The organism is Streptomyces sp. P5F9, from assembly GCF_057961495.1.
In genome coordinates this window covers 1-21924 of the sequence record NZ_JBXVPZ010000074.1, presented here as the reverse complement: position 1 = coordinate 21924, position 21924 = coordinate 1, and the positions used below count along the sequence as shown (strand labels likewise).

Annotated in this window: 20 protein-coding genes; 15 read left to right on the top strand and 5 right to left on the bottom strand. The window is 71.4% G+C overall.

Annotated features, from left to right (window positions below; translation table 11 throughout):
* Window positions 1-200: 200 nt before the first annotated feature.
* The 7 genes from AC31A1_RS15180 to AC31A1_RS15150 all read left to right on the top strand — a co-directional run bounded on the left by AC31A1_RS15180 (window position 201) and on the right by AC31A1_RS15150 (window position 8272).
* Window positions 201-1034, top strand: coding sequence for a M55 family metallopeptidase (locus tag AC31A1_RS15180; RefSeq protein WP_489653815.1), 834 nt, complete (start codon window positions 201-203; stop codon window positions 1032-1034).
* Complete coding sequence (locus AC31A1_RS15175) at window positions 1027-2337, top strand: M20/M25/M40 family metallo-hydrolase (protein WP_489653814.1); 1311 nt, start codon at window positions 1027-1029, stop codon at window positions 2335-2337. Before AC31A1_RS15180 ends, AC31A1_RS15175 begins: the two co-directional genes overlap by 8 nt.
* A gap of 235 nt (window positions 2338-2572) precedes the next feature.
* The gene (locus tag AC31A1_RS15170; protein WP_489653821.1) at window positions 2573-4561 is read left to right on the top strand and encodes a prolyl oligopeptidase family serine peptidase; all 1989 of its coding nucleotides are present in this window, start codon (window positions 2573-2575) and stop codon (window positions 4559-4561) included.
* Complete coding sequence (locus AC31A1_RS15165; protein WP_489653813.1) at window positions 4558-5490, top strand: S66 peptidase family protein; 933 nt, start codon at window positions 4558-4560, stop codon at window positions 5488-5490. Before AC31A1_RS15170 ends, AC31A1_RS15165 begins: the two co-directional genes overlap by 4 nt.
* A 148-nt stretch (window positions 5491-5638) precedes the next feature.
* Window positions 5639-7414, top strand: a complete 1776-nt coding sequence (locus AC31A1_RS15160) for a CocE/NonD family hydrolase (protein WP_489653812.1) — start codon at window positions 5639-5641, stop codon at window positions 7412-7414.
* A gap of 43 nt (window positions 7415-7457) precedes the next feature.
* The gene (locus tag AC31A1_RS15155; RefSeq protein WP_266774077.1) at window positions 7458-7700 is read left to right on the top strand and encodes a LapA family protein; all 243 of its coding nucleotides are present in this window, start codon (window positions 7458-7460) and stop codon (window positions 7698-7700) included.
* Window positions 7701-7720: 20 nt separating this feature from the next.
* A complete protein-coding gene (locus AC31A1_RS15150; protein ID WP_489653811.1) occupies window positions 7721-8272 on the top strand; it encodes a GNAT family N-acetyltransferase in 552 nt (183 codons plus the stop codon).
* On the opposite strand, the gene AC31A1_RS15145 is transcribed toward AC31A1_RS15150, so the two are convergent.
* Window positions 8244-8591: a DUF6204 family protein gene (locus AC31A1_RS15145; RefSeq protein WP_489653820.1), complete on the bottom strand. Its 348-nt coding sequence runs from the start codon at window positions 8589-8591 to the stop codon at window positions 8244-8246. The two genes, AC31A1_RS15150 and AC31A1_RS15145, sit on opposite strands and share 29 nt — an antisense overlap.
* Window positions 8592-8750: 159 nt before the next feature.
* Here AC31A1_RS15145 and AC31A1_RS15140 point away from each other — a divergent pair, with 159 nt between their 5' ends.
* On the top strand, window positions 8751-10745 hold the full coding sequence (locus AC31A1_RS15140) for a DUF5107 domain-containing protein (RefSeq protein WP_489653810.1): 1995 nt from the start codon (window positions 8751-8753) through the stop codon (window positions 10743-10745).
* Between the two features lie 27 nt (window positions 10746-10772).
* Here AC31A1_RS15140 and AC31A1_RS15135 read toward each other — a convergent pair whose 3' ends face one another.
* Window positions 10773-11120 carry a VOC family protein gene (locus AC31A1_RS15135; RefSeq protein ID WP_489653809.1) on the bottom strand — a complete coding sequence of 116 codons (348 nt, stop codon included), beginning with the start codon at window positions 11118-11120 and terminating at the stop codon, window positions 10773-10775.
* A 134-nt stretch (window positions 11121-11254) separates the two neighbouring features.
* Between AC31A1_RS15135 and AC31A1_RS15130 the strand changes: the two genes are divergently transcribed.
* The gene (locus tag AC31A1_RS15130) at window positions 11255-13102 is read left to right on the top strand and encodes a transketolase (RefSeq protein ID WP_489653808.1); all 1848 of its coding nucleotides are present in this window, start codon (window positions 11255-11257) and stop codon (window positions 13100-13102) included.
* A gap of 107 nt (window positions 13103-13209) precedes the next feature.
* Here AC31A1_RS15130 and AC31A1_RS15125 read toward each other — a convergent pair whose 3' ends face one another.
* The 3 genes from AC31A1_RS15125 to AC31A1_RS15115 form a co-directional block, all read right to left on the bottom strand.
* Window positions 13210-13380 (bottom strand): hydrophobic protein, encoded by a 171-nt coding sequence (locus AC31A1_RS15125; protein WP_352177549.1) that lies wholly within the window; start codon window positions 13378-13380, stop codon window positions 13210-13212.
* 43 nt (window positions 13381-13423) lie between these two features.
* Window positions 13424-14245, bottom strand: coding sequence for a class I SAM-dependent methyltransferase (locus AC31A1_RS15120; RefSeq protein WP_489653807.1), 822 nt, complete (start codon window positions 14243-14245; stop codon window positions 13424-13426).
* 81 nt (window positions 14246-14326) lie between these two features.
* Window positions 14327-15844: a bifunctional phosphatase PAP2/diacylglycerol kinase family protein gene (locus AC31A1_RS15115; RefSeq protein WP_489653806.1), complete on the bottom strand. Its 1518-nt coding sequence runs from the start codon at window positions 15842-15844 to the stop codon at window positions 14327-14329.
* A gap of 132 nt (window positions 15845-15976) precedes the next feature.
* Here AC31A1_RS15115 and AC31A1_RS15110 point away from each other — a divergent pair, with 132 nt between their 5' ends.
* The 6 genes from AC31A1_RS15110 to AC31A1_RS15085 all read left to right on the top strand — a co-directional run bounded on the left by AC31A1_RS15110 (window position 15977) and on the right by AC31A1_RS15085 (window position 21847).
* Window positions 15977-16648, top strand: coding sequence for a histidine phosphatase family protein (locus AC31A1_RS15110; protein WP_489653805.1), 672 nt, complete (start codon window positions 15977-15979; stop codon window positions 16646-16648).
* Between the two features lie 265 nt (window positions 16649-16913).
* Entirely contained in the window at window positions 16914-18533 is a 1620-nt protein-coding gene (locus AC31A1_RS15105) for an ABC-F family ATP-binding cassette domain-containing protein (RefSeq protein ID WP_489653804.1), read from the top strand.
* A gap of 31 nt (window positions 18534-18564) precedes the next feature.
* Window positions 18565-18837: a DUF6158 family protein gene (locus AC31A1_RS15100; protein WP_489653803.1), complete on the top strand. Its 273-nt coding sequence runs from the start codon at window positions 18565-18567 to the stop codon at window positions 18835-18837.
* Between the two features lie 121 nt (window positions 18838-18958).
* Window positions 18959-19777 (top strand): RNA polymerase sigma factor SigF, encoded by an 819-nt coding sequence (locus AC31A1_RS15095; RefSeq protein ID WP_489653802.1) that lies wholly within the window; start codon window positions 18959-18961, stop codon window positions 19775-19777.
* Window positions 19778-19961: 184 nt separating this feature from the next.
* A complete protein-coding gene (locus AC31A1_RS15090; RefSeq protein WP_489653801.1) occupies window positions 19962-20546 on the top strand; it encodes a hypothetical protein in 585 nt (194 codons plus the stop codon).
* A gap of 53 nt (window positions 20547-20599) precedes the next feature.
* On the top strand, window positions 20600-21847 hold the full coding sequence (locus AC31A1_RS15085) for an aminotransferase class I/II-fold pyridoxal phosphate-dependent enzyme (RefSeq protein WP_489653800.1): 1248 nt from the start codon (window positions 20600-20602) through the stop codon (window positions 21845-21847).
* Window positions 21848-21924: the final 77 nt, after the last annotated feature.

The following is a 21924-nucleotide window of genomic DNA, read 5'->3' as shown; positions in this document are numbered from 1 at the left end:
TGGGTCTACAGCTGGAACAGCGCAATATTCACCAGAAACACTCATCGCCCTGGAGTTACGCGGCGGTTGGCTTGCGTGTGCTTACGTCCGCTGGATGAAAGTGAACGCAAGTCGCGCAAATTCTTGCGCTGCTCAATGTCGTTGAATTCCGCGCCGCTTCTTCCTGGCGGATTCCTCGTCGGCGCGTAACGTGATGCCCTATGAAGATCCTCATCAGCGCCGACATGGAGGGTGCGACCGGCGTCACCTGGCCGGCCGACGTGTTGCCGGGGACGCCGCAGTGGGAGCGGTGCCGTTCGATGTTCACCTCGGACGTGAACGCGGCCGTCCTCGGCTTCTACGACGGCGGCGCCGACGAGGTGCTCGTCAACGAGGCCCACTGGACGATGCGCAACCTGCTGCTCGAACGGCTCGACGAGCGGACCGAGATGCTCACCGGACGCCACAAGTCCCTCTCCATGGTGGAGGGCGTGCAGCACGGCGACGTCGACGGCATCGCGTTCGTCGGCTATCACGCGGGCGCCGGCATGGAGGGCGTCCTCGCTCACACCTACCTCGCGAACTCGATCACCGGCGTGTGGCTGAACGACGTCCGCGCGAGCGAGGGACTGCTGAACGCGCATGTCGTCGCCGAGTACGGGGTACCGGTCGTCCTGGTCACGGGTGACGACGTGGCCTGCGAGGACGCCCTCGGGTACGCGCCCGAGGCGCTGAAGGTGGCCGTCAAGGACCACGTGTCGCGGTACGCGGCCGTGTGCCGCACGCCGGCCAGGACGGCCGCCGACATCCGCGCGGCGGCGAAGGAGGCGGCGAAACTGGCGGTCCGTCAGGAGCCGGTGCGGGGCGGCCCGTTCACCGTCGCCCTCGAATTCGACGCCGAACACCTTGCCATGGCCGCCACCGTCGTCCCCGGTGTCGCACGGGTCGGGGAGCGGAAAGTGGCGTACACCAGCGACACCATGTATGAGGGCATCCGGACCTTCAAGGCGGTCACCACGATCGTCTCGGCCGCGGTGGAGGAGCAGTATGGCTGACATCGACGAGCGGGCCCTGGACGAGGTCGTGACGTTCACCTCGGACCTCATCCGCATCGACACGACCAACCGGGGCGGCGGCGACTGCCAGGAGAGACCCGCCGCCGAGTACGCCGCCGAGCGACTGGCCGGTGCGGGGCTCGAACCGACCCTCTTGGAACGCTCCAAGGGCCGCACCAACGTCGTCGCCCGCATCGAGGGCACCGACCCCTCCGCGGACGCGCTGCTCGTGCACGGTCACCTGGACGTCGTGCCCGCGCAGGCCGAGGACTGGAGCGTGCACCCGTTCTCCGGGGAGATCCGCGACGGGGTCGTCTGGGGGCGCGGCGCGGTCGACATGAAGAACATGGACGCGATGATCCTCGCCGTCGTCCGCGCCTGGGCCAGGCTGGGCGTACGGCCCCGGCGCGACCTCGTCATCGCGTTCACCGCCGACGAGGAGGCGAGCGCCGTGGACGGCTCCGGGTTCCTCGCCGACGAGCACGCCGGGCTCTTCGAGGGCTGCACCGAGGGCATCAGCGAATCAGGCGCGTTCACCTTCCACGACGGCACCGGCCGGGAGATCTACCCCATCGCCGCCGGCGAACGCGGCACCGGCTGGCTGAAGTTGACCGCGCACGGCCGCGCGGGCCACGGCTCCAAGGTCAACCACGAGAACGCCGTCACACGTCTCGCCGCCGCGATCACCCGCATCGGCGAACACGAATGGCCGCTACGGCTCACCCCGACCGTCCGTGCCGCCCTCACCGAACTCGCCGCCCTGTACGGCATCGAGGCCGACCTCGACGACGTCGACGGACTCCTCGCCAAGCTCGGCCCGGCGGCGAAACTCGTCGAGCCCACCGTCCGCAACAGCGCCAACCCGACCATGCTGAACGCCGGTTACAAGGTCAACGTGATCCCGGGCGAGGCCGTGGCCTACGTCGACGGACGCTATCTCCCGGGCGGCGAGGACGAGTTCCGCACCACCCTGGACCGGCTCACCGGACCGGACGTCGACTGGGAGTTCCACCACCGCGAAGTGGCCCTCCAGGCACCGGTCGACTCCCTGACATACGCTCAGATGCGGGCCGCCGTCGAGGAGTTCGCCCCCGAGGGACACGTGGTCCCGTACTGCATGTCCGGCGGCACGGACGCCAAACAGTTCTCGCGCCTCGGCATCACCGGCTACGGCTTCGCACCGCTGAAGCTCCCGGAGGGCTTCGACTACCAGGCGCTGTTCCACGGAGTCGACGAACGGGTCCCGGTCGAGGCACTGCACTTCGGCGTCCGGGTCCTGGACCGCTTCCTGAGGACGGCCTAGGGCCTGTGCGGCGGATCAGGTTGGAGGGAAGTAACGGTATGCATGACAACACGGGCGAGCGGGGTGTGGTGCGTGCAGCTGCAAGGCGGAGGAGGGAGGCGACGCGGAGCGTCGGCGACCGACGACAACGCGGCTGGGGGTCCCCCCACGCCTTTAAGGCAGTGGGGGAGTGCGTGCCACACCCCGCGTCTCCGACATGATCCGCTGGACAGGTCCTGAGCAAGTGGGGGAGAACGTGCAGACCTTGGCGTACGGCTCGTGGCCCTCTCCCGTCGACGCGGCCCTCGCCGCCGCGCACGACGGACACCCCGAGTACGTCGGTTTCGTCGGCGACGAGGCCTGGTGGACCGAACCCCGGCCCACCGAGGGCGGCCGCCGCACCCTGGTACGGCGCCTGGTGGACGGCTCCGAGGAGTCGGTGCTGCCCGCTCCGTGGAACGTCCGCAGCCGGGTCATGGAGTACGGCGGGCAGCCCTGGGCTGGAACGGTCCAAGACGGTCAACCCCTCGTGGTCTTCGTGAACTTCACCGATCAGCGCCTGTATCGCCACAACCCCGGAAGCGAGCCGCGCCCGCTCACCCCCGTGTCCCGCGTGGGCGGCGGACTCCGCTGGGCGGAACCGCAGGTGCGCCTGGACCTGGGCGAAGTGTGGTGCGTGCTGGAGGAGTTCACCGGCGAGGCCCCCGGTGACGTACGGCGCGTGCTGGCGGCCGTACCGCTGGACGGATCCGCCGCCGAGGACCGGGGCGCGGTACGTGAACTCACCGACGACCGGCACCGGTTCGTGTCCGGGCCGCGCGTCTCGCCCGACGGGCGGAAGGCGGCTTGGCTCGCCTGGGACCATCCTCGGATGCCGTGGGACGGCACGGAGCTGCTGCTCGCCGAGGTCGCGGACAACGGCACGTTCGGGGAGCCCCGGACCGTCGCCGGCGGGCCCGAGGAGTCGATCGCGCAGGCCGACTGGGGCTTCGACGGCTCGCTCCTGTACGCCAGCGACCGCACCGGCTGGTGGAACCTCTACCGCGACCACCAGCCGCTGTGCGCCCGCGAGGAGGAGTTCGGCGGGCCGCTGTGGAAGCTCGGCCAGCGCTGGTTCGCCCCCCTGGAGAGCGGGCCGATCGCCGTCGTGCACGGCCGGGGCGCCACCCTGCTCGGCGTCCTGGACCCGGAGACCGGCGAGGTCGTCGACGCGGCCGGCCCCTGGACCGAGTTCGCGTCCACCCTCGCGGTGAACGGCGAGCGCATCGTCGGCGTCGGGGCCAGCCCGCGCAGCGCCTACGAGGTCGTCGAACTCGACAGCCTCCCCCATGCTCGAACGACCTCGCGCGGGGGGACCCCCATCGGCAGAGCCCGGGTGATCGGCGCCGCCCACGACGACCCCGTGGACCCCGCGTACTACCCCGAACCGCAGATCCGCACCTTCACCGGCCCCGCCGGACGCGACATCCACGCCCACATCTACCCACCGCACAGCCCGAGTTGGGCAGCGCCGGGCGACGAACTGCCGCCGTACGTCATCTGGGCGCACGGTGGACCCACCAGCCGGGCGCCGCTCGTCCTCGACCTGGAGATCGCCTACTTCACCTCGCGCGGCATCGGCGTCGCCGAGGTCAACTACGGCGGCTCCACCGGGCACGGCCGCGAGTACCGCAACCGGCTGCGCGAACAGTGGGGTGTCGTCGACGTCGAGGACTGCGCCGCCGTCGCGCTGGCCCTCGCCGACGAGGGCACCGCCGACCGCGCCCGGCTGGCCGTCCGGGGCGGCAGCGCGGGCGGCTGGACCAGCGCCGCGTCCCTCGTCACGACCGACGTCTACGCCTGCGGCACGATCATCTATCCGGTTCTCGACCTGGCCAACTGGGCCACGGGGGAGACCCACGACTTCGAGTCCCGGTACCTGGAGACCCTGGTCGGCCCGCTCGCCGAGGTGCCCGCCCGGTACGCCGAGCGCTCACCCGTGGAGCACGCGGACCGCGTCACCGCGCCCTTCCTGCTGATGCAGGGCCTGGCCGACGTGATCTGCCCGCCCGTCCAGTGCGAACGCTTCCTGGAACGGATGCGCGGACGCCAAGTACCGCACGCCTACCTCGCGTTCGAGGGCGAGGGCCACGGCTTCCGCCGCGCCGACACCATGATCCGCGCCCTGGAGGCCGAACTCTCCCTGTACGCACAGGCCTTCGGCCTCACCCCGCCCGGTATCCCGACCCTGGAGCTCACCACGTGACCGCGCTCGTCCGCCCGTACCGACTCACCGCCGGGGCCCGCGTGGCCGTCGTCGCGACCAGCGGGCTAGTGTCCGAGGAACGGCTGGAGGCGGGCCTCGACATCCTGCGCGGCTGGGACCTCGACCCGTTCGTAACCCCCCATGTACTGGACCGGCACGGCGAGTTGGGCTATCTGGCGGGCACCGACGCCGACCGCGCGGCCGATCTGCAGAACGCCTGGTGCGACCCGTCCGTGTCCGCCGTCCTGTGCGCCCGCGGCGGCTACGGCATGCAGCGCATCGTCGACCTGCTCGACTGGGAGGCGATGCGAGCCGCCGGGCCGAAGGTGTTCGTCGGCTTCAGCGACCCCACCGTGATTCAGCAGGCGTTCGCCGCACGGCTGGGACTGGTCTCGCTGTACGGGCCCGTCGCCGCGGGCGCCGACTTCATCAAGAACGCCCGCGCGCAGGAGCACTTGAGGGCGACCCTCTTCGACCCGGAGTCCGTGCGGACCATCCGGGCCGTCCCGAACGGCGGCGGTGCGCTGGTGCCGGGGCGGGCCCGGGGTGTCACGCTCGGCGGGTGTCTGGCCATGCTCGCCACCGACCTCGGCACCCGGCACGCGGCGGCTGGTGCGCGCGGCGGGCTGCTGCTGATCGAGGACGTCGGCGAACAGCCGTACCGCATCGACCGGATGCTGACCCAACTCCTGCGCAGCGGCTGGCTCGAAGGCGTCGCGGGCATCGTCCTCGGATCGTGGGCGCGCTGCGGACCGTACGAGCAACTGCGCCCGGTGCTCGTGGACCGGCTCGGCGGACTCGGTGTTCCGGTGGTGGAGGAGTTCGGGTTCGGGCACTGCGACGGGGCGCTGACGATACCGCTCGGCGTGACCGCCGAACTGGACGCGGACGCGGGCACGTTGACGCTGGACGAGCCCGCGCTGCGGTAGCCACGCGCTTGTTGAATTCCTGTCAAGAAACACCCTTCACGGTGATTGACCCGGCCTGACACGTGTCACACCATGGGCGTGGGCCAGTACTTACCGGTCGGTAAGTCGCTGTTCCCTCAGTCGGGTTGTCCTCAGTGTGGAGGTCTCTGTGTCCCGTCGTGTGCCTGGAATCCGCGCCGCGCTGGCTCTCACTCTCACCGCCCCGCTCGCCCTCGGCACCCCCGCCACCGCCGCCGGCCAATACACCGTCACCGCACTGAAGTTCACCGTCCCCGCGGGCGGCCGCGACTGCACGGTCGACGCCGATCTGTACCGGCCCGCCGGCGTGGACCGCGCCCACCCGGCGCCCGCGGTACTGGCGACCAACGGCTTCGGGGGCAGCAAGTCGGACGGCTCGACCGACGCCATCGGCAAGGCCTTCGCGGAGCGCGGCTATGTCGGACTCGTCTACTCCGGGCTCGGCTTCGGCAGGTCCGGGTGTCTCGTCTCGCTCGACGACCCGGGCATCGACGGCGAGGCCGCGTCGGGGCTGATCGACTTCCTGGCCGGCACACGGGCCGCCGACGACGGGACCAGGGCCGACTTCGTGACCCTCGACGCGAAGGGCGACCCGCGCGTCGGGATGATCGGCGGATCGTACGGCGGCGCGATCCAGCTGGCGACGGCGGCCGTGGATCACCGGGTCGACGCGCTCGTCCCTCTGATCACCTGGAACGACCTGGCGTACTCCCTCGACCCCAACAACGCGGTGGGCCAAGGCGGTCGGACCGTGCCCGGCGCCTTCAAGTGGCAGTGGACCAACGGCTTCTACCTCATCGGCGAGACCCAGCCCCTGACCGTGACGAGCCTCGACCCGACCCGGATCAACTCCCTCGGCTGCCTGCACTTCGTCACCCGGGCCTGCGCCATAATCCGCACCCTGAACTCCGGCAGCTATCCGGCCGGGGCGACGGCCGACCTGCTCGCGTACGCGCACAGCGTCTCGCCGGTGTCGTATCTGAACCGGGTGAAGGCCCCGACGCTCCTCGTCCAGGGACAGGCCGACAGCCTGTTCAACCTCAACGAGGCGACGGCGACGTACAAGACGCTGAAGGCGCAGGGGACGACCGCCAAGATGATCTGGCAGTCGTGGGGGCACAGCGGCGGGATGACCGACCCCGCCGCCGGTGAACTCGACCTGAGCAAGGGAGACTTGGAGTCGAGCTATGTGGGCAGGCGCATCCTGGCCTGGTTCGACCGCTATCTCCTCCAGCGGAAGAACACGGACACGGGACCGGCATTCGCCTACTACCGCGACTGGATCACGGACCCGGCCGACACCTATGCGACGGCGAGCCAACTCCCCGCGCTCGACGAGAAGTTCTATCTCTCCGGCGACGGCAAGCTCGTGGACAACCGGGCGAAGGTGGCGCGCGGCAGCCGTGATTACACCAACTGGCTTGTCCCCACGAGCCATTCGGAGAGCTCGCTGAGCGGGACGATCGGTCTGCCGGACCCGGCGCCGTACGACACGGCGGGCACGTACCTGGGGTGGTCCAGCGAACCCCTGACCCGCACCACGGACGTCGTGGGCGCCCCGAAGGCCACACTGAAGGTCGTCTCCCCGAAGGCGCGGCGCACCCAGAACTCCGGCGACGCCGCCGACAACCTCGTCCTCTTCGCCAAGCTCTACGATGTCGCCCCCGACGGCAGCAAGACGCTTGTCCACAGGTTGGTCGCTCCTGTCCGCGTGCCGGACGTCACGAAGAGCTTCTCGGTGACCCTGCCGGGGATCGTGCACCGGTACGCGAAGGGGCACCGGCTCCAGTTCGTGATCGCGGCGAGCGACGACGCGTACACCGGGAACCGGGGGATCAAGCCGGTCGCCGTGGTCAGCTCGCCGCAGGACACCGGGGTGCTGGAGCTGCCGGTCGTCGCGGACTGAGGCTCACCGTGCGTGATGGCCGATTCGGGCTCACCCTGGAGACATGAGCCCGAAGACCACCGAGAGCGGCGGCAGGACCGGCCAGCGGGAACGCGTGCTGACGCCCGCCCGGATCACGGTTCTGCTGCTCGCCGTGCTGGCCCTGATCTTCATCTTCGAGAACACCCGCGCCACGAAGATCCGTCTGCTGATCCCCGAGGTCACCATGCCGCTGTGGATGGCGCTGCTGGGCACGGCGGTCATCGGCGCCCTGTGCGGGTGGTATTTCATGCGACGGCGCCGCTGACCCCGAACTAAGGTGACGGGATGCCGCAGACCGCATCCCGTTATCTCGCCGAGGGCCCCCGCGTGGGCATACGCCACTTCACGTACGAGGACGGTGCCGAGTTCACCGCGCGTGCCCGGGAGAGCAAGGACCTGCACCAGCCGTGGCTGTTCCCGCCGGAGAGCGGGGACGCGTACAGCGCCTACGCACGGCGGCTGATCGAGGACCGGTCCAAGGCCGGGTTCCTCGTGTGCGAGGTGGACGGCGGGGGCATCGCCGGGTTCATCAACATCAACAACATCGTCGAGGGCGGCTTCCAGTGCGGAGCGCTCGGCTACGGAGCCTTCGCGCACGCGGCCGGGCGCGGGCTGATGCGCGAGGGGATGAACCTCGTGGTGGGCCACGCCTTCGGGCCGATGCGGCTGCACCGGCTCGAAATCAACGTGCAGCCCACCAACCTTCCCTCGATCGCCCTCGCCCGCAGCTGCGGGTTCCGGCTCGAAGGCTTCTCGCCGGACATGATCTACATCGACGGCGCGTGGCGGGACCACGAGCGCTGGGCGATCACCGCCGAGATGCGGACTTCCGGTTGACCTTCATCGTGTCCAGGTCCGTCACCGTCGACTTCAGGTCACGGAAGCCGTAGCCGAGGCCCTTGAGCGCGGTCTCGGCGCGGTCCTCCGCGAGCGCGGCCGCCATCTCGTCACCGTCGGCCACGTCCGAGACCACCACATACCGCCACGAGAAGTGCTTGAGCGGCGACGGTTCGTAACTGAGCGAGCCCTCCTCGGTGAACCGCATGCTCAGCATCCCGTGCTCCGCCGCCTCGCCCAGCAGCCGCTCCCGCGCCTCGTCCGTCAGCGCGTCCCAGGTACCCCGGACGATCACCCGGTACGTGTGCCGCTCGCCCATCAGCCGTTCCACTCCTCGGTCCATGTCGTCGAACGGCCCGACTGTACGGCGGCGAGCGGCGACCGCACGCGGATTTTTCCGCCCGCTCCCCGCGGGCCCCCGTCTTTGCGGAATCCTGACTGGCAATGCCCCTGGCCACCGCACCCGTTGCCGGGTTCCATGGTGATCGTGACGACGATCCGACGTGAGGTACTGACGCTCCCCGCCGCGGAGTTGGGTCCCGACAACCCGCTGCCCCCACTGCGTCCGCTCGACGATGGGGGCACCTCCCACGCCCTTAAGGCAGTGGGGGAACACCGCATAGACGACCGCGACCGCGAGGACCTCCCGCGCGACATGGCCCGCCAGGTCGGCTACGAACCCCTCCGCAGCCTGCTGCCGACCCGCGTCCGGGACGGCTACGGCAGAGACCGCACACCCCGTCGCATCGACGCCCTCGTGATCGAGAACGACCGGCTCCGCGCCACCGTGCTCCCCGCCCTCGGCGGCCGCATCGCCTCCCTCGTCCACAAGCCCACCGACCGTGAACTCCTGTACCGCAACCCGGTGTTGCAGCCCGCCAACTTCGCCCTCAACGGCGCCTGGTTCTCCGGCGGCATCGAGTGGAACATCGGCGCGACCGGCCACACCACCCTCTCCTGCGCACCCCTGCACGCCGCCCGTGTCCCCGCCCCCGACGGCGGCGAGATGCTCCGCCTGTGGGAGTGGGAACGCCTCCGCGACCTCCCCTTCCAGGTCGACCTCTGGCTCCCGGACGGCTCCGACTTCCTCTACGTCGGCGTCCGCATCCGCAACCCGCACGAGCGGCCCGCGCCCACCTACTGGTGGTCCAACATCGCCGTACCGGAGGAACGCCGGGTCCTCGCACCGGCGGAGGAGGCCTGGCTCTTCGGGTACGAGCGGCGGCTGCGCCGGGTGCCGGTGCCGTCGTACGACGGAGTGGACCGGTCCTATCCCCTCAACAGCCCTTACGCAGCGGACTACTTCTACGAACTGCCCGACGGACGGCGCCGCTGGATCGCCGCGCTCGACGCGGACGGGCACGGGCTGGTGCAGACGTCCACCGACGTGCTGCGGGGCCGCAAGCTGTTCGTGTGGGGCGCCGGCAGTGGTGGCCGGCGCTGGCAGGAGTGGCTCACCGAGCCGGGGACCGGCGGCTACTGCGAGATCCAAGCGGGCCTGGCCCGCACGCAGTTGGAGCACGTACGGCTGGACCCGGAGAGCGAGGTGTCCTGGCTGGAGGCGTACGGGCCGCTCGACGCGCGGGCAGACGGGGAGTGGTCCACCGTCGTGGACGGTGCCGAGGCGCGGCTCGAAACCGCCCTGCCCCGCGCCGGGTTCGACGCCGCCTACGCCGCCTGGAAGCCGCACGCCGACACCGAACCCGGGGAGATACTCGCGACCGGCTCGGGGTGGGGCGCGCTCGAAGTCCTGCGCACGGACTGGAAGTTGCCGGGCACGCCCTTCGAGGAGTCCACGCTCGGCGAGGCGCAGGCGCCCTGGGCGGAACTCCTGCGGAGCGGCGTCCTGCCCGAGCCGCGCCGGGTCCGGCCGCCCGGCGAGACGCTGGTCGCCTCGCACTGGCGGGACATGCTGGAGACCGCGGCCGCGACCCCGCTCACCGAGTACCACCTCGGCGTCGCGCAGTGGCACGCCGGCGATCGGGCGCAGGCGGTGCGCAGCTGGGAGCGGGCGCTCGAACTCGCCCCGTCCCTCTGGCCGTTGCTGCGCTGTCTCGCCGTGGCGGATCAGGAGGCGGGGAACCACGAGCGGGCCGCGGACCGGTACAACGAGGCCTTCGCGGACCTGTGTCATGAGCGGCGGGACGCGGGGGAGCGGTGGACCGCCGCGACGGCCGCGCTCGGGCGTGAGGCCGTCGAGGCGTTGCTGCGGGTGCGACGGACTGCCGATGCCCGCGCTGTCTGGGAGATGCTGCATCCCGTCACCCGGGAACGCGGCCGATTCCTGTTGCTCCAGGCCGAGTTGCTGCTCGCTGAAGGGCGGCGCGACGACGCGTGGGCCGTCTTCGACGAGGGGTTCGAGGTCGCCGATCTGCGCGAGGGCGCCGAGTCGATCGGACGGCTGTGGTCCCGGCTCACCGATGAACCACTGCCGACGCGCTACGACTTCAGGATGCGGCCGGACACGCCCTGAGACCGAGCGTGGACCGGCGGTCGCCGATCAGGCCCGTCGGTCCACGTATTCGTAGACCGTCCCGTCCGGATGCATCGCGATCAGGTTGCGGCCCGCCGGGGAGGCGATGGGGCCCGCGACGATGTGGGCGCCCAGCTCGGTCAGGACCGCGTGGGTCTCGTCGACGTCCTTGACGGCGATGGTGGCGGCGACCTTGCGCAACACCTCCAGCTCCGTCGGAGGCCCGCTCATCAGCAGGAAACAGCCGACCGCGGCCACCGACACCCCACCGCGCTCGAAGCGGAGCGCGGTGCCACCCGCGAGCCGTTCGTAGAAGGGGACGGCGGTCTCCAGGTCGTCGACGCAGATACGCAGCGTGGCTCCCAGAATCTCCATACCGACGAGCGTAGTTGGGGAGCGCGGGCCGTGGTGATCCTTTCGGACGATCCCGGTGACCGTTCGGCACGTGTTTGGGCCGCTTGATCAGGGGGACGCGGAATGGATCGTACGGTCACCCCCGAAGGAGCCCCATGAACACCGGTGAACTCGTCGAACTCGGACAGCAACTGCGCGTGGACAGTGTGCGGGCCGCCGACGCGGCGGGCTCCGGACACCCCACGTCCTCCATGTCGGCCGCGGATCTGATGGCCGTCCTGCTCGCCCACCACCTCCGCTACGACTTCGACCGCCCCGCCCACCCCGGCAACGACCGCTTCGTCCTCTCCAAGGGACACGCCTCGCCCCTGCTCTACGCCGCCTACAAGGCCGCAGGAGCCGTGGACGACGCCGAACTGCTCACCTTCCGCATGCTGGACAGCCGTCTCGAAGGGCATCCCACCCCGCAGCGGCTCCCGTGGGTCGAGACCGCCACGGGTTCGCTTGGTCAGGGACTGCCGGTCGGCGCCGGCATCGCCCTCTCCGGCAAGCGGCTGGAGCGCACCGGCTACCGCGTGTGGGTGCTGTGCGGGGACAGCGAACTGGCCGAGGGCTCGGTGTGGGAGGCCGCCGAGCACGCGGCGTACGAACACCTCGACAATCTGACCCTGATCGTCGACGTCAACCGGCTCGGGCAGCGCGGCCCGACCCGGCACGGACATGATCTCGACGCGTACGCCCGCCGGTTCCGGGCCTTCGGCTGGCACACGGCGGAGATCGACGGACACGACGTGGACGCGATCGACCGCGCCTACGGCGAGGCCGAGTCCACCAGCGGCCAGCCGACCGTGATCCTCGCGCGCACCCTCAAGGGCAAGGGCGTCGCCTCCGTCCAGGACCGCGAGGGCCTGCACGGCAAACCGCTGCCGGACGCGGACGCGGCGATCGCCGAACTCGGCGGCCCGCGCGACCTGCGCGTCCAGGTGCGGGGACCCCTGGACGCCCGCGCCCTGCACTCCGTACGCGCCGACCAGCTGGAACTCCCACGCTACGACCGGGGCGACGACGTCCCCACCCGCGACGCCTTCGGCCAGGCCCTCGCCGCGCTCGGCTCCGCCCGCGGGGACGTCGTGGTGCTCGACGGCGAGGTCGGGGACTCCACGCGCGCGGAGTTCTTCGCCAAGGAGCACCCCGACCGCTACTTCGAGTGCTACATCGCCGAACAGCAACTGGTCGGCGCGGCCGTCGGATTGGCGGCGCGCGGCTGGGTGCCGTACGCCTCCACGTTCGCGGCGTTCTTCACGCGCGCGTACGACTTCATCCGGATGGCTGCCGTCAGCGGCGCGGGGATCAACCTGGTCGGCTCGCACGCGGGTGTGTCCATCGGCCAGGACGGGCCCTCGCAGATGGGGCTCGAAGACCTGGCAATGATGCGCGCGGTGCACGGCTCGACGGTGCTGTATCCGTGCGACGCCAACCAGACCGCCCGGCTCGTCGCCTCGATGGCCGGCCTGGAGGGGGTGCGCTATCTGCGGACCTCGCGGGGCGCCGGGCCGGTCGTCTACGGCCCCGACGAGGAGTTCCCGGTCGGCGGCAGCAAGGTGCTGCGCTTCTCCAGCCGGGACCGGCTGACGGTCGTGGCCGCCGGGGTGACCGTGCCCGAGGCGCTGACCGCCGCCGACGCGCTCGACCGCGAGGGCATCCAGGTGCGGGTCATCGACCTGTACTCGGTCAAGCCCGTCGACCGGGAGACCCTGCGCCAGGCCGCCGAGGACACCGGCTGTCTGCTCACCGTCGAGGACCACCACCCCGAGGGCGGCCTCGGGGACGCGGTCCTGGACGCCTTCCTCGACGGCCGGCCGGTACCGCGCCTGGTCCGTCTCGCCGTACGCACCATGCCCGGCTCGGCGAGCCCGGCCGAGCAGCTGCACGCGGCCGGCATCGACGCGGAGTCGATCGCGGCGGCCGGGCGGCTGCTGGTGGAGACGGCGGTCGTGCGCTGAACGCACTCAACGCGTGCGCTGAACGCGCTCGACGCCAGGGGCCCGTGCCCGCCGATCGCTCGGCGGGCACGGGCCCGATCTCTGCGTAGTTCCGCGGGACGGGCCCGCTACCAGCGGTACCAGCGTCCCCGGCCGCCGCCCGCCGAGGTGCCGCGCACCAGGAAGCCGAGCAGCCACACGGCGAGCACGATCAGCGCCACCCACCAGAGGATCTTCACTGCGAAGCCGGCACCGAACAGGATCAGCGCCAGCAGAAGGACGATCAGGATCGGAACCATAGTGTGTAACCTCCTGACCGCCGAGTGCCCCCGATCAGGCGGATCAGACGTCCTTGCGGCCGAGGATCTCCCCGTGCAGCACGGCGAACCAGCCGTCCTCCTGCTTCCCCCACTCCCGCCAGGCCTCCGCCACGGCGTCCAGTTCCTCGGTGGTCGCGTGGCCGCCCCCGGTCGCGACCCCGGCGTACGAGGACGCGACGGTACGGTCCGCCCACAGGCCGCTCCACCAGGCCCGCTCGTCCGGAGTGTGGAACGTCCAGGTGCTGGATGTGGCCGTGACGTCCGTCAGGCCCGCCCGCAGTGCCCATGATTTGAGACGGCGTCCGGCATCCGGCTCGCCGCCGTTGGCGCGGGCCACCCGGCGGTACAGGTCCAGCCAGTCGTCCAGGCCCGGTACCAGGGGGTACCAGGTCATCACCGCGTAGTCCCCGTCGCGGGCCGCGATGAAGCCGCCGGGCTTGGTCACCCGGATCATCTCCCGCAGAGCCTGCACCGGGTCGCCCACGTGCTGGAGCACCTGATGGGCGTGGACCACGCAGAACGTGTCGTCCGGATAGTCCAGCGCGTGGACGTCGGCGACCGCGAAGTCGACGTTGGTCAGGCCGCGTTGGGCCGCGGTGGCCCTCGCCTGGTCCAGGATGCCGGGCTCGCGGTCGACACCGGTGACGTGGCCGTCCGGGACCAGCGCCGCCAGGTCCGCGGTGATGGTGCCGGGGCCGCAGCCGATGTCCAGGATCCTCATGTGCGGTTTGAGCGAACCGAGCAGGTAGGCCGCGGAGTTGGCGGCGGTCCGCTGGGTGTGCGAACGGAGCACGGACTCGTGGTGCCCGTGCGTGTAGACGGCGGTCTCCTGCGGCTTCGGCATGGCTCTACCTACCCCTTCGCGGCGGCTTCTTCGTCGTATCCATGAAGGTACGCGCGCATGCCGAATAATGAGACCCGCGTTTTACGATGTGGACTGACGGGTGATCAGGGGCTCCGTCAATGGTCGGTACACCGTCAGCGCCTCGGGCATCTCCTCCAGCGTCAACTCGCCCTTGATGTCTGTGACTTCGCCGTCGTACGCGAGCAGCGTGCCCGGGGTCAGGCCGCTCAGGCGCAGGCGGTGCACCTGGGCCGCCGCGTGGGCGGGGGAACGGGTGAACGGGCCCGCGAGCGCCGCCGAGAGCAGGCGGAGCGCGGGCCTGCGGCCGCCGTGCACGATCCGGATGTCGAGACGCCCGTCCGCCAGGTCGACGCGGCGGCCGGAGGCGACCCCCTTGCGGTGATAGGTGCCGTTGCCGGCGAACAGCAGCCACAACGGGCGGGTGCGGCCGCCCAGTTCGGCCTCCAGCGGATGCCGGTCCGCGCGCAGCACCCACAGTGCCGCGAGCACGCCGGCGGGCCAGCCGCCGATCCGGGGCGCCCAGCGCTCCCGCTCCTGCACCAGCTCCGGATAGACGCCCAGGCTCAGGGTGTTGAGGAAGACGCCCCGGGTGGCGCCGGACCTGAACCGGCCGACGTCCACGCGTACGGCGTCGCCCTGCCTGATCGCCTTGCTCAGGTCGCGCGGGCCCTCCACGCCGAGGTCGTAGGCGAAGTGGTTGAGGGTGCCGCCCGGGAGGACCGCGAGGGGCAGGTCGTGGCGCAGGGCGACCGCGGCCGCCGCGTTGACCGTGCCGTCGCCGCCGCACACCCCGAGGACCCGGGCGCGGGTCGCCGCCTTCTCCAACTCGGCGCGTATGTCGGCCGGTTGGCAGGCGACGACCTCCGCGCCGGGCAGGAAGTCCGTCAGCGCGTCCGCCCGGACCGCGCTGCCCGAGGCCGAGTTGACCACCATGACCAGGCCCTCACCGTCCGGCAGTGCCGGGACCTCGGCGCGCACGCGGGCCGGCGGCACGAACTGCCCGCGGGTCGGCACCATGCCGCGCACCGCGAACGCCGCGCACGCCCCCAGCGCGGCGCCCGCCAGTACGTCGCTCGGGAAGTGGACGCCGGTGTAGACGCGGGACATGGCGACCGAGAACGCGATCGGCGCCACGACCGCGCCCCAGGCCGGGGACTCCAGGGCCACACCGGTAGCGAAGGCCGCGGCCGACGCGGCGTGACCGGACGGGAAGGAGGTGGTGATCGGCTGCCGCTTCAGCTGCCGGCCCAGCGGAACCGGGTCCAGGACGGGCCGGGGGCGGCGCACGGTCCGCTTGCCGATCGTGTTGATCGCCAGGGAGGCCAGGGACAGGGAGGCGATGCCCCGGGCGGCGGCCCGGCGGGCGCGCGGAGTACGGCTGGCGGCCACCGCGGCGGCCGTGGCGAACCACAGCACGCCGTGATTGGCACTCCGGCTCAGCCGCGGCAGCACGGGCTCACCGGCGGGCCAGTTCCGCTCGGCGGCCACCTCGAAGAGGCGCGAGTCGAGGGAGAGCAGCCATGCACGCAGGGCGTGGCGGCCGGGGAGCGGGACCGTGAGGTCGACGTCAGGGCTCATGCGGTGCCGGGTACCCTGAAATGGCCGTTTGCTGCCAGGCGGACCGTCGGCGGAACGTTTCCACCGCCTTCCACCGTCGGCGGACCGCTTCGTTCCGACCGTCGGCGGACCGTTCCATCGGAGGACCCCCGCATGCGCCTGATCCTCATCCGCCACGGCCAGACCACGGCCAACGTGGACTATCTCCTCGACACGGCCATACCCGGCGCCGAGCTGACCGACCTGGGCCGCCGCCAGGCCGCCGCCCTCCCCGAAGCCCTCGCCGACGAGGACATCGAGGCCCTCTACGCCTCCACCCTGATCCGCACCCAGCGCACCGCGGCCCCGCTGGCCGCCGCCCGCGGCCTCGACGTACGCGTCCGGGACGGCATCCGGGAGCTCACTGCCGGTGACCTGGAGATGCTGCCCGGCGACACCGAGCCCGGGCACGAGTACATGCGGATCGTGTTCGCGTGGGCCGCCGGTGACACGGGGCTGCGGATGCCGGGCGGCGAGAGCGGCACCGAGGCCCTCGCCCGCTACGACGGCGTGATCGCGGAGGCCGCCGACAGCGGCGCCCGCACCGTCGCCATGATCAGCCACGGCGCCGCGATCCGGATGTGGACGTCCGCCCGCGCCGACAACATCGACGTGGCCTTCGCCGCCTCCCGCCCCCTCGACAACACCGGCATCGTCATCCTGGACGGCTCCCCGGCCGACGGCTGGAAGGCCCTGTCCTGGGAAGGCGCCCTGGTCGAGACACCGGGACCGGACACGGACGCCGGCCCGACGGGACAGCCGCTCGACGAGGACCAGAAGCCCTAGGCCGTGTCCGCAAAGTCCCGCCTGCCCCGCGACGCCCGGCACGCACTCTCGCCGCACCGGACGAAAGCCCACGTACAACCAGTACGAGGGCTTCCGCCCGGCACGCCGAGAGCACGCACCGAACGCCGCGGAGCCCGCCCTCCGGGCGGACGACGGGACTTTGCGGACACGGCCTAGCGAAGCTCCGGGCCAGGTCATGGCGAGGCCCTGACGGGCACAATAAGGGTTTGCCCGGCCGTGAGGCCGCCCCACAGAATGCGTGGTCATGGGACATCTGGAAGCCGCACACCTTGAGTACTACCTCCCCGACGGGAGGCCGCTGCTCGGCGATGTGTCCTTCCGGGTCGGCGAAGGCGCCGTGGTGGCCCTGGTCGGGCCCAACGGCGCAGGCAAGACGACCCTCCTGCGGCTGATCTCCGGCGAGCTGAAACCGCACGGCGGCACGGTCACCGTGAGCGGCGGCCTGGGTGTGATGCGCCAGTTCGTGGGCTCCGTACGCGACGAGACGACCGTACGGGATCTGCTCGTGTCGGTCGCTCCGCCCCGTATCCGCGAGGTCGCCGCCGAGGTCGACAAGGCCGAGCACGGCATCATGACCGTCGACGACGAGGCGGCCCAACTCGCCTACGCGCAGGCCCTGTCCGACTGGGCCGAGGTGCACGGCTACGAGTTCGAGACCCTCTGGGACATGTGCACGATGGCCGCGCTCGGAGTGCCGTACGACAAGGCGCAGTTCCGGCAGGTGAGCACACTCTCCGGCGGTGAGCAGAAACGGCTCGTGCTGGAGGCACTGCTGCGCGGCAGCGAAGAAGTACTGCTGCTCGACGAGCCCGACAACTACCTTGACGTGCCCGGAAAGCGGTGGCTTGAGGAGCGGCTCAAGGAGACCCGCAAGACGGTCCTGTTCGTCTCCCACGACCGTGAACTTCTCGCCCGCGCCGCCGAGAAGATCGTCTCCGTGGAGCCCTCGCCCACCGGCGCCGACGCCTGGGTGCACGGCGCCGGCTTCGCCACCTACCACGAGGCCCGGCGCGAACGCTTCGCCCGCTTCGAGGAGTTGCGCCGCCGCTGGGACGAGAAGCACGCCCAGCTGAAGAAGCTCGTCCTGAACCTCCGTCAGGCGGCCTCCATCAGCCACGAGTTGGCGTCCCGCTACGCCGCCGCCCAGACCCGCCTGCGCAAGTTCGAGGAGGCGGGACCACCCCCGGAGCCGCCGCGCGAGCAGGACATCAGCATGCGCATCAAGGGCGGCCGCACGGGCGTAAGGGCCGTCACCTGCAAGGGACTTGAGCTGACGGGGCTGATGAAGCCCTTCGACCTGGAGGTCTTCTACGGCGAACGGGTCGCGGTCCTCGGTTCCAACGGCTCGGGCAAGTCGCACTTCCTGCGGCTCCTCGCCGGCGAGGAGGTGAAGCACACGGGGGAGTGGAAGCTCGGCGCGCGCGTCGTGCCCGGTCACTTCGCGCAGACCCACGCCCATCCCGAACTGCAGGGCCGTACCCTCCTCGACATCCTGTGGAAGGAGCACGCGCAGGCCCAGGGGCCCGCGATGTCCCGGCTGCGGCGCTACGAGCTGACCGGCCAGGCCGAGCAGAGCTTCGACCGGCTGTCCGGGGGGCAGCAGGCGCGTTTCCAGATCCTGCTGCTGGAACTCCAGGGTGTGACTGCCCTGCTTCTGGACGAGCCGACCGACAACCTCGACCTCGAATCCGCGGAAGCTCTTCAGGAGGGGCTTGAGGCGTTCGACGGGACGGTGCTCTCCGTCACGCACGACCGGTGGTTCGCCCGGTCCTTCGACCGGTATCTGGTCTTCGGCAGCGACGGCAGGGTCCGGGAGACGACCGAGCCGGTGTGGGACGAGCGGCGGGTGGAGCGGGCGCGATAGTTCCGTTCAGTGCGGAGGCCGCGGGGCCCGAATGTTCGTAGAGTGGACTCAGGACCGTGAGACTCGACGAGCGGGGCACACCATGACCGGAGTCGACCCTGCGCGCCTGGACGATGCTCAGCTCATGAAGGAGCTGGAGACCATCCACCGCACGCGCCACGACACCCTGCTGTACGGCTCGAACGACGCGCTGCGCGCCCACAACGACCGTATGGCCGGACTGGAGGGCGAGTATCTGCGCCGCCATCCGCGTCGCCGCGTGGCCCCCGGCCGTACCCGGCAGGGGGCACGCGAGCGGGACTGAGCGGTGTGTGTTTGTGCCTTGAGGCCGGGGGCAGGCGAACTTCCAGCGCTGGATCGCAAACGCGTTCCCACCGACGGTGACCGTCCAACCCGGAGCATGCTCAAGGGAGTTGTGACGCACCATGCCTACTCGGACCAATCGGCCTGCTCGCACGAGCACGCGCACGGAACGCCGTTCCCACCATGACGCCCCCGACACCGCGGAGGCGTTCCGCACGCTGGCCGCGCTGCCTCCCGGCCCACAGCACGACACCGTCCGCGAACACATCGTCGAGGCGTGGCTGCCCATGGCCGACCGGCTCGCGGGGCGGTTCCGCAACCGGGGTGAGAGCACCGAGGACTTACGCCAGGTCGCTGCCCTCGGGCTGGTGAAGGCCGTCGACCGGTACGACCCCGAGCGCGGGAACGCGTTCGAGAACTACGCCGTGCCCACGATCACCGGTGAGATCAAACGGCATTTCCGGGACCACATGTGGACGTTGCATGTGCCTCGGCGGGTGCAGGATCTGCGGAACAGGGTGCGGGTTGCCGGGCAGGAGCTTGCCCAGACCGTGCCGGGGCGGCGGCCCACCGTAGCGGAGATCGCCGCGCACGCGTGTCTCTCCGAGGAGGAGGTGCGGGTGGGGCTTGAGGCGTTGGAGAGTTTCAGTGCGTTGTCGCTGGACGCGGTTGCCCCCGGCGGTTCGGACGGGTATTCGCTGAGCGATGTTCTCGGGACTGCTGATCCGGCGTTGGATGTCGTGGTCGATCGGGAGGCTGTGAAACCGCGGTTGGCTGCGCTGCCTGAGCGGGACAGGGAGATCTTGTACCTGCGGTTCTTCGGGGACATGACGCAGAGCCGGATTGCTGAGCGGTTCGGGATTTCGCAGATGCATGTGTCTCGGTTGATCAAGCGGTGTTGTCTTCGGATCCGGCAGCAGGTTCTGGAAGATGCGGCTTAGACGTTGGGTGCGAGCTCGTCGTGGCTGGTCGCGCAGTTCCCCGCGCCCCTAAAAGCTGCAGCCAGCCCGTGTTTCACTCGCTCGGTCGGTCTCCTTAGCCCCAATGGGGTCTGGCCGCGCGCGTCTCCGAATGGACCGGGCTTCGATGGTGTTGCCGTCGTCCTCGGTCTAAGGAGACCCGCTCATGCGTCGCATCGCCCTTGCTCTGGCCGTCGTCGGCCTTGTCGGCGCCGCCGGGCCCGCTCCGGCCGCTGATCCGGGCGCCGAGGTCAGTCCGAGCAGTGTGCGGGCAGGTGGGAGTGTCACCGTTTCCGTCACCTGCGAGGCCGTCGGGGGGACCGTGGCCGAGACCATCGACGCCACGTCCCAGGGGTTCGACGACGGGACCGTCCAGCTGCAGCGCGTGCCCGGCAACGACGACCGGGCTGCCGGAGCCGCTTACCGGGGGACCGCACGGATCTCCGCGGACGGGGTCGAGCGGGACTCCGCGTGGACCGTCGACGGGACCTGTCCCGCGCCGCCCGGCGGACAGGGGAGGCCCTGGAGCGCGACCTTCAGCATCGAGCGCGGGGGTGGGCAGCCGCCGTGCCAGGAGCCCCGGGGGGATGCCTGTGGTGAGGTGCCCGCCGCGGTTCAGCGCGGGGTGCGGGCGGGGGAGGGCGGTACCTTCACCGACTCTGTTCCGGCTCTGGTCGCCGGTGGTGTACTGATCGCGGGTGCCTTCGGCGGTGCCGTGTACCGGCTGCGCAGGCGGACACCCGGGCACTGAGCGCGCGAGCGGGACACGGCACGGCACTGCACGAGGGACTGCGCGGAGGCACGATGCGGCAGGCGGACGCGGTAGGCCAGGGGCCTGTGCGTTACGGTCCGGTGTTTCCCGACGACGGGCTGCCCGTGCTGCCGGGCCTGGCCGCCGTCCTTGCCGCCGCCGCGAGCCGGATCGAGGAACAGCCTGTCGGTGGTGCCCCCGTACTGCTCGACGCCGCGAGCGGCTACTTCGAACGCCGGGGTCTGCCCGCCGAACCCGCCCGCGTGGCCGCCGCCCCGGGTACCCCCGCGCTGCTGGTCGCGCTGACCGCCGCGCTCGGCGGTGACGTCCTGGTGCCCAGACCCTGCGCCGCCTGGTGGGCGCCGTACGCGCGCCTGTTGGGCAGATCCGTGTTCCATGTGGGCACCCCGGCCGAATGCGGCGGGGTGCCCGATCCGTACGCCCTGCTGGAGACCGTGCGCCGGGTCCGCGACGAGGGCGGTGATCCGCGGCTGCTCGTCCTTTCGGTGGCCGACGACCCGACCGCTACCGTGGCGCCGCCCGAGGTCATGCACGAGACCGTCGAGGCCGCCGCGGCCGAGGGCCTGCACCTGGTCAGCGACGAGACCTGGCGCGACACCCTGCACGCACCCCGGGCCACCATGCTGCTCAGCCCCGCCGAGATGCTCCCCGACAAGGTCACCGTCGTCACCGACCTGGCCGGCGCGCTGCTCCCGTCCGGCTGGCCCGCCGCCGTCGCCCGCTTCCCCGCGGGCCGCGCCGGGCAGGTGCTACGCGCGCGCGTGCTCGACGTCCTCACCGCACTCGGCGCCCGCGTCGCCGCACCGGTCGCCGCCGCGGCCGGCCACGCCCTCGGCGAACCCCCGCCCGTCCTCGCCCGCCGCGACACCGCCGTACGCCTGCACGCGCGCGTGGCCGCCGCCGCGCACGCCGCCGTCACCGGGGCGGGCGCGTTCTCCCGGCCGCCGCAGGCGGGACGTCATCTGTACGTCGATCTCGGGCCGCTGCGCCACGCGCTCACCCCGCGGGGAGTGGGCGACGCGCAGGACCTGGAGGAGTTCCTCACCGCCCGGCTCGGCATGCCCGCGCCGGGCGGCCACCGGTTCGGCGACGACCTGGGCGCGCTGCGCGTCCGGCTGTCCACCGGGCCGCTGCTGGGCCGAACCGATGCGGAACGCGCGGAATGCCTCACGTCACCCTTGCCGTTGGAACTGCCACACGTGCAACGCGCGTTGATGTCCTTGAGGTCGATCTTCGACGATCTCCGCGACGACGCTCAGCGATGGGAGCCTCCTCGATGACGCAGCAGTCCGAGTCGACCACCGACAGCAGTACGGCCATGCGGGAAGCGGCCGTCCCGACGACCCCGTTCGCCCCC

Excerpts from the sequence above, each read along its gene's own strand:
- AC31A1_RS15180 (WP_489653815.1), top strand. The coding sequence starts at position 201 with ATGAAGATCCTCATCAGCGCCGACATGGAGGGTGCGACCGGCGTCACC.
- AC31A1_RS15175 (WP_489653814.1), top strand. The coding sequence starts at position 1,027 with ATGGCTGACATCGACGAGCGGGCCCTGGACGAGGTCGTGACGTTCACC.
- AC31A1_RS15155 (WP_266774077.1), top strand. The coding sequence starts at position 7,458 with ATGAGCCCGAAGACCACCGAGAGCGGCGGCAGGACCGGCCAGCGGGAA.
- AC31A1_RS15150 (WP_489653811.1), top strand. The coding sequence starts at position 7,721 with ATGCCGCAGACCGCATCCCGTTATCTCGCCGAGGGCCCCCGCGTGGGC.
- AC31A1_RS15145 (WP_489653820.1), bottom strand. The coding sequence starts at position 8,591 with ATGGGCGAGCGGCACACGTACCGGGTGATCGTCCGGGGTACCTGGGAC.
- AC31A1_RS15140 (WP_489653810.1), top strand. The coding sequence starts at position 8,751 with ATGGTGATCGTGACGACGATCCGACGTGAGGTACTGACGCTCCCCGCC.
- AC31A1_RS15135 (WP_489653809.1), bottom strand. The coding sequence starts at position 11,120 with ATGGAGATTCTGGGAGCCACGCTGCGTATCTGCGTCGACGACCTGGAG.
- AC31A1_RS15130 (WP_489653808.1), top strand. The coding sequence starts at position 11,255 with ATGAACACCGGTGAACTCGTCGAACTCGGACAGCAACTGCGCGTGGAC.
- AC31A1_RS15125 (WP_352177549.1), bottom strand. The coding sequence starts at position 13,380 with ATGGTTCCGATCCTGATCGTCCTTCTGCTGGCGCTGATCCTGTTCGGT.
- AC31A1_RS15120 (WP_489653807.1), bottom strand. The coding sequence starts at position 14,245 with ATGCCGAAGCCGCAGGAGACCGCCGTCTACACGCACGGGCACCACGAG.
- AC31A1_RS15115 (WP_489653806.1), bottom strand. The coding sequence starts at position 15,844 with ATGAGCCCTGACGTCGACCTCACGGTCCCGCTCCCCGGCCGCCACGCC.
- AC31A1_RS15110 (WP_489653805.1), top strand. The coding sequence starts at position 15,977 with ATGCGCCTGATCCTCATCCGCCACGGCCAGACCACGGCCAACGTGGAC.
- AC31A1_RS15105 (WP_489653804.1), top strand. The coding sequence starts at position 16,914 with ATGGGACATCTGGAAGCCGCACACCTTGAGTACTACCTCCCCGACGGG.
- AC31A1_RS15100 (WP_489653803.1), top strand. The coding sequence starts at position 18,565 with ATGTTCGTAGAGTGGACTCAGGACCGTGAGACTCGACGAGCGGGGCAC.
- AC31A1_RS15095 (WP_489653802.1), top strand. The coding sequence starts at position 18,959 with ATGCCTACTCGGACCAATCGGCCTGCTCGCACGAGCACGCGCACGGAA.
- AC31A1_RS15090 (WP_489653801.1), top strand. The coding sequence starts at position 19,962 with ATGCGTCGCATCGCCCTTGCTCTGGCCGTCGTCGGCCTTGTCGGCGCC.
- AC31A1_RS15085 (WP_489653800.1), top strand. The coding sequence starts at position 20,600 with ATGCGGCAGGCGGACGCGGTAGGCCAGGGGCCTGTGCGTTACGGTCCG.